Here is a 4,699-nt window from a genome sequence, read left to right as displayed (position 1 = left end):
CGCCGAGCCGCTCTGCAGCCCTTCGTTGACCACTACAACTGGCTTCGGCCACACTCCGCTCTGAACCACCAGCCGCCCATGAGCCGCATTCCGGCTATGAACAACCTAGTGAAACTCGACACCTAGCCCGCCGAGATGTTGTTCTGCCGGATCAGTGCGCCCAGCCGGTCCGACTCGCGCCGGATCCACGCGGCGAGCTGCGCCGGCGTCGAGCCTTCCACCGAGAAGCCGCGCTCGGCCAGCTGCGCGTGCACGCCAGCGTCCTGCAGGACGGCCACCACGTCCTGGTGAAGCCGGTCCAGCACGGGCTTGGGAACGCCCGCGGGGGCCACCATGCCGATCCATGAGGTGCTTTCGAAGCCGGCGAAGGTTTCGGCCAGCGCGGGCAGCTGCGGGGCTTGCGGCATGCGTGCGGCGGATGCCACGCCCAGCCCGGCGACGTGCCCCGACTGGATGGCGCCCAGCACCACCGGCAAGGCAATGAAGGCGGCGTCCACGTGCCCGCCCATCAGGTCGGCCAGCAAGGGCCCCGCTCCCTTGTACGCGACCTCGGTGAACGCGGCGCCCGCCGCCTGGCCGAATTTCAGCGCCGACAGCTGGTTGGAACTGCCGACACCGGTGTGCCCCATGGACACCGCGCGCGGCGCCGCCTTGGCTTTGGCCACCAGGTCCGCCACGCTCCTGACGCCCAGCTTGGCGGAGGCCACCAGCGTCATCGGCGTGGTCGTCAGCAGGCTGATGGGCGCGAACGCCTTGAAGGTGTCGAACGCGATGTTGCGGTACAGGTGGTGGTTCACGGCATGGGTGTCGAACACCATCAGCACCGTGTAGCCATCGGGCTGGGCGCGAGCCACTTCGGCGGTGCCCACCAGCCCGCCGGCGCCGGGCTTGCTCTCCACCACCATCGGCTGGCCCAGCCGCTCCGACAGCCGGGGCGCGACGATCCGCGCGACCGTGTCCAGCGTTCCGCCCGGCGGGAACGGAATCACCAGGCGGACCGGGCGCGCGGGCCAGACGCCCTGCGCATGCACGCGGGCCAGCTCGCCCGTGCAGGCCAGGAGGGCGGCACTGCCGGCGCCGAGAACTGCGAGTCTGCGATTCATGGACAACTCCCTTTGAAACTCGACACAAATGGAGCTGATAGTAATTAATTTTGCAAATTAATTAAGCTATCATTGTTTGCGACATTGTCACTATTCGGCATCCAACTATTGCTTTGAGGCATGGCCTATATCGTCCCTTCCGAGTTCGTCGCCAAGATGGTCGACGCCGGCGAATCCAAGATCATGATGTCCACCCGCGACACGCTGGTGCGCTCCTTCATGGCCGGCGCCATCCTGGCACTGGCCGCCTGGTTCGCGGTGACCATCAACGTGCAGACCGGGCAGCCGCTGGCCGGCGCCGTGCTGTTCCCGGTGGGCTTCTGCATCCTGTACCTGCTGGGCTTCGACCTGCTCACCGGCGTGTTCGTGCTGGCGCCGCTGGCGCTGATCGACAAGCGCCCCGGCGCCACCTGGAACGGCGTGCTGCGCAACTGGGGACTGGTGTTCACGGGCAATTTCGGCGGCGCCTTCACGGTGGCCGTGATGATGGCGATCGTCACCACCTTCGGCTTTTCCACCGCGCCCAACGCGGTGGGCAAGGCCATCGCCGTGATCGGCGAGACCCGCACCGTGGGCTACGCGCACTACGGCGCGGCCGGCATGCTGACGCTGTTCGTGCGCGCCATGCTGTGCAACTGGATGGTGTCCACCGGCGTCGTCGGCGCGATGCTCTCCACCACCGTCGGCGGCAAGGTGATCGCCATGTGGATGCCCATCATGCTGTTCTTCTACATGACCTTCGAACACTCGATCGTCAACATGTTCCTGTTCCCCTCCGCCCTGCTGCTGGGGGGCCACTTCACGTGGATGGACTACCTGCTGTGGAACGAGATCCCGACCGTGCTGGGTAACCTGGTCGGCGGCCTGTCGTTCACGGGCCTGACGCTCTACGTCACGCACCGGAGGACCGCGCCCCGGCGCGCCATTGCCGCGGGCACAGCGCCACAAGCCCGCTGAATCACTCCGGCCTGCTCAGGCCGCGCCGGTGGCGCAGCCTTGCAAGGGACGCCGCGGGCAGCCCGAAGAAGTTGATCGACAGGCCGAGGACCAGGGTCAGGCCGCCGTAGACGTGAAGCGGCACCAAAGTTTCGCCGAACGCGATCCATCCCACCGCTAGCCCGATGAAGGGCACCAGCAGGGACAGCGGCGCGACGCTGCCGGCGCGGTAGCGCGAGAGCAGCCTGCTCCAGATCGCGTACCCCAGCAGCGTTGCCGCCCACGAGAGAAACAGCACGGCCGCGGCTGACGTCCAGCTGATCGCACGCAGGCTGCTGGCAATGGCGGCCGGGCCCTCGAACATGTACGACAGAAGCAGGAACGGCGGGATGGGCACCAGGCTCGACCAGGCCACGAAGCCCAGCGGATCGACCGGCGCGCCATGGCGCGCGAGGATGCGCGTGACCACGTTGCCCGCCGCCCACATCGCCGCCGCCAGCGCCGTGAGGATGAAGCCGGCCAGCGGCATGGAGACGCCATGCCCGCCCCCGATCAGGGCCATGCCCACGGCGGCAAGGGCCAGGCCCGTCCACTGCGTGGGGCGGCAGGGTTCCTTCAGCCACGCGCTGACGAACACCAGGGTGAACATGGCTTGCGACTGCAGCACCAGCGAGGCCAGGCCGGACGGCATGCCCCACTTGATCGCCAGGTACAGCAGCGCCGGCTGGCCGAAGGAAAGCGTCAGCCCGTACAGCACGTAGAACTTCAGCTGCACCGCGGGCGCGCGAACGAAGAAGATGGCCGGCAGCGCGACCAGGATGAAGCGCAAGGCGCCCAGCAGCATAGGCGGAATGCCTTCGATGCAGTACTTCATGACCGCGAAATTCACGCCCCAGATCACCACCACCAGGAAGCCCAGCGCGATGTCGGCGGGACTCATGCGGGCACTGTTCGATGCGTTCAATCGGGGGCCTCAATCTGCGCGAACACTTCTTTGGCCAGGGACAAGCCGTTGAGCGCCGCCGGGAAGCCGGCGTAGAAGGCCATCTGCAGGATGGCTTCGGTCACTTCCGTGCGGCTGACGCCCAGTCTAAGGCACGCCGCCACGTGAACTTTCAGCTGTGCCGGCGCCGTTCCCATCGCGGCCAGCGCGGCCACGGTGATCAGCTCGCGCTGCTGCAGCGTGAGCCCCGGGCGCGACAGGATCTCGCCGAAGCCGAACTCGACCACGTAGCGCGCGGCATCCGGGTGCAGCTCGGCCAGGCGGGCGACGCGGCCCTCGACGTCGGGCTCGATGCGGGCGAGCAGGTCGAGCCCGCGCTGGTGGTTGCTCATGCGCACTCCTTGGGCAGCGGCGGCCGCGCGATGGGCCGGATGCGTTCGTAGGCGCATGCGGCACGCAGCACCAAAGCGTCGCCGAACATCGGGCCGACCAGCTGCAGGCCGATGGGCAGCCCGCGGCGCGTGAGGCCGCAGGGAATGCTGGCCGCGGGCTGCTGGGTCAGGTTGAACGGATAGGTGAACGGGGCCCAGCCGACCAGCGATTCGAGATCCACCGGACGGCTGCCCGCGGCTTGCGCCTCGAAGGCCGCGATGGGAACCGTCGGCGTCACGAGCAGGTCGTGCTCGCCCATGAACTGCTTCATGCGCGAGCCGAGCATGGCGCGCTGCTGCGAGGCGCGGTGGACGTCCACCGCCGACACCGCGCGTCCCTGCAGCGCCTGGTCGCGGAAGTCCGGATCGCACACGGCCTGCTGCGCTTCGCTCAAGCCTTGCCACACGTACCACGACGCCGACAGCCACAGCGGGCCGATCGTGTCCATCGCACCCTCGACGGGAAAGTCCACTTCCTGCACCCGCGCCCCCATATCCTTGAAGGCATCCACCGCGCGCGCCACGGCGTCGGCGACTTCGGCGTCCACCGCGCCGCCGGGAGCCGCCCGCGGCGCATACGCAATGCGCAGCCCGGCAACACCTTGGCCCAGGTCCGCCAGGAAGTCCGTCGCATCCGGCGGTAGCGCGGTCCAGTCGCGCGCGTCGGGCTGCACGAGGAGATTCAGCGCCAGGGCCGCATCCTGCACGCTCATCGTCAGGATGCCGACGTGCGACAGCGAGCCGAATGCCGAAGGCGGAAAGGCCGGGACGCGGCCGAAGCTCGGCTTGAGGCCGAACGCGCCGCAGAACGCCGCCGGAACGCGGGCGCTGCCTGCGCCGTCCGTTCCCACCGAGATTGGCCCCATGCCGGCGGCCACCGCCGCGGCCGATCCGCCCGACGATCCGCCGGGGCTCCTGCGCGGATCCCATGGGTTGCGGCTCAGGCCGGTGGCCGGCGAGTTGGTGTCGCACTTGCAGCCGAACTCCGCGGTGCAGGTCTTGCCCAGCAACACCGCCCCCGATGCGCGCAGCCGCGCGACCGCCGGCGCGTCCTCCTCTCACGGCCCGGCGGGGTCGATCAGCGTCGAGCCGCGCACCGTCGGCCAGCCCCGGGTCCAGAACATGTCCTTGATCGTCGCCGGCACCCCGTCACAGCGGCTGTACGGCGTCCCGGCGCGCCAGCGCTGCTCGGAGGCCCGCGCCTGCGCGAGCGCCCCGTCTGGGGTCGGTGAAGAGCATCGCATTGACGGCGCCGTCGTACCGTTCGATCGCGGCCAGCGCGTCGT

6 protein-coding genes and 1 pseudogene are annotated in these 4,699 nt (G+C 69.0%); 2 read left to right on the top strand and 5 right to left on the bottom strand.

Annotated elements, in window-relative coordinates; genetic code table 11:
• A partial coding sequence (locus tag H0U68_RS00630; protein ID WP_296352116.1) for an integrase core domain-containing protein occupies positions 1-126 on the top strand: 126 nt, incomplete at its 5' end.
• Here the strand turns inward: H0U68_RS00630 and H0U68_RS00625 are convergent.
• Positions 123-1,103, bottom strand: coding sequence for a tripartite tricarboxylate transporter substrate binding protein (locus H0U68_RS00625; protein WP_296352114.1), 981 nt, complete (start codon positions 1,101-1,103; stop codon positions 123-125). The two genes, H0U68_RS00630 and H0U68_RS00625, sit on opposite strands and share 4 nt — an antisense overlap.
• A 120-nt stretch (positions 1,104-1,223) precedes the next feature.
• Here H0U68_RS00625 and H0U68_RS00620 point away from each other — a divergent pair, with 120 nt between their 5' ends.
• Positions 1,224-2,060: a formate/nitrite transporter family protein gene (locus H0U68_RS00620; RefSeq protein WP_296352111.1), complete on the top strand. Its 837-nt coding sequence runs from the start codon at positions 1,224-1,226 to the stop codon at positions 2,058-2,060.
• A gap of 1 nt (position 2,061) precedes the next feature.
• Here the strand turns inward: H0U68_RS00620 and H0U68_RS00615 are convergent, their stop codons facing one another.
• The 4 genes and pseudogenes from H0U68_RS00615 to H0U68_RS00600 form a co-directional block, all read right to left on the bottom strand.
• Positions 2,062-2,979 (bottom strand): EamA family transporter, encoded by a 918-nt coding sequence (locus H0U68_RS00615; RefSeq protein ID WP_296352110.1) that lies wholly within the window; start codon positions 2,977-2,979, stop codon positions 2,062-2,064.
• A 20-nt stretch (positions 2,980-2,999) separates the two neighbouring features.
• Positions 3,000-3,374, bottom strand: a complete 375-nt coding sequence (locus H0U68_RS00610; RefSeq protein ID WP_296352108.1) for a carboxymuconolactone decarboxylase family protein — start codon at positions 3,372-3,374, stop codon at positions 3,000-3,002.
• Positions 3,371-4,426, bottom strand: a complete 1,056-nt coding sequence (locus H0U68_RS00605; RefSeq protein ID WP_296352105.1) for an amidase family protein — start codon at positions 4,424-4,426, stop codon at positions 3,371-3,373. The genes H0U68_RS00610 and H0U68_RS00605 overlap by 4 nt, the downstream gene beginning before the upstream one ends.
• Positions 4,427-4,471: 45 nt before the next feature.
• Positions 4,472-4,699: pseudogene (locus tag H0U68_RS00600) on the bottom strand (amidase family protein); the annotation flags it as partial.

It is taken from the genome of Ramlibacter sp., assembly GCF_013697775.1.
GTDB lineage: Bacteria > Pseudomonadota > Gammaproteobacteria > Burkholderiales > Burkholderiaceae_C > Ramlibacter.
Note: the sequence above shows the minus strand (reverse complement) of the source record. Positions and strands in the feature narration are given on the sequence as shown.

Coding starts and splice junctions, on each gene's coding strand:
- H0U68_RS00625 (WP_296352114.1), bottom strand. CDS start 1,103: ATGAATCGCAGACTCGCAGTTCTCGGCGCCGGCAGTGCCGCCCTCCTG.
- H0U68_RS00620 (WP_296352111.1), top strand. CDS start 1,224: ATGGCCTATATCGTCCCTTCCGAGTTCGTCGCCAAGATGGTCGACGCC.
- H0U68_RS00615 (WP_296352110.1), bottom strand. CDS start 2,979: ATGAGTCCCGCCGACATCGCGCTGGGCTTCCTGGTGGTGGTGATCTGG.
- H0U68_RS00610 (WP_296352108.1), bottom strand. CDS start 3,374: ATGAGCAACCACCAGCGCGGGCTCGACCTGCTCGCCCGCATCGAGCCC.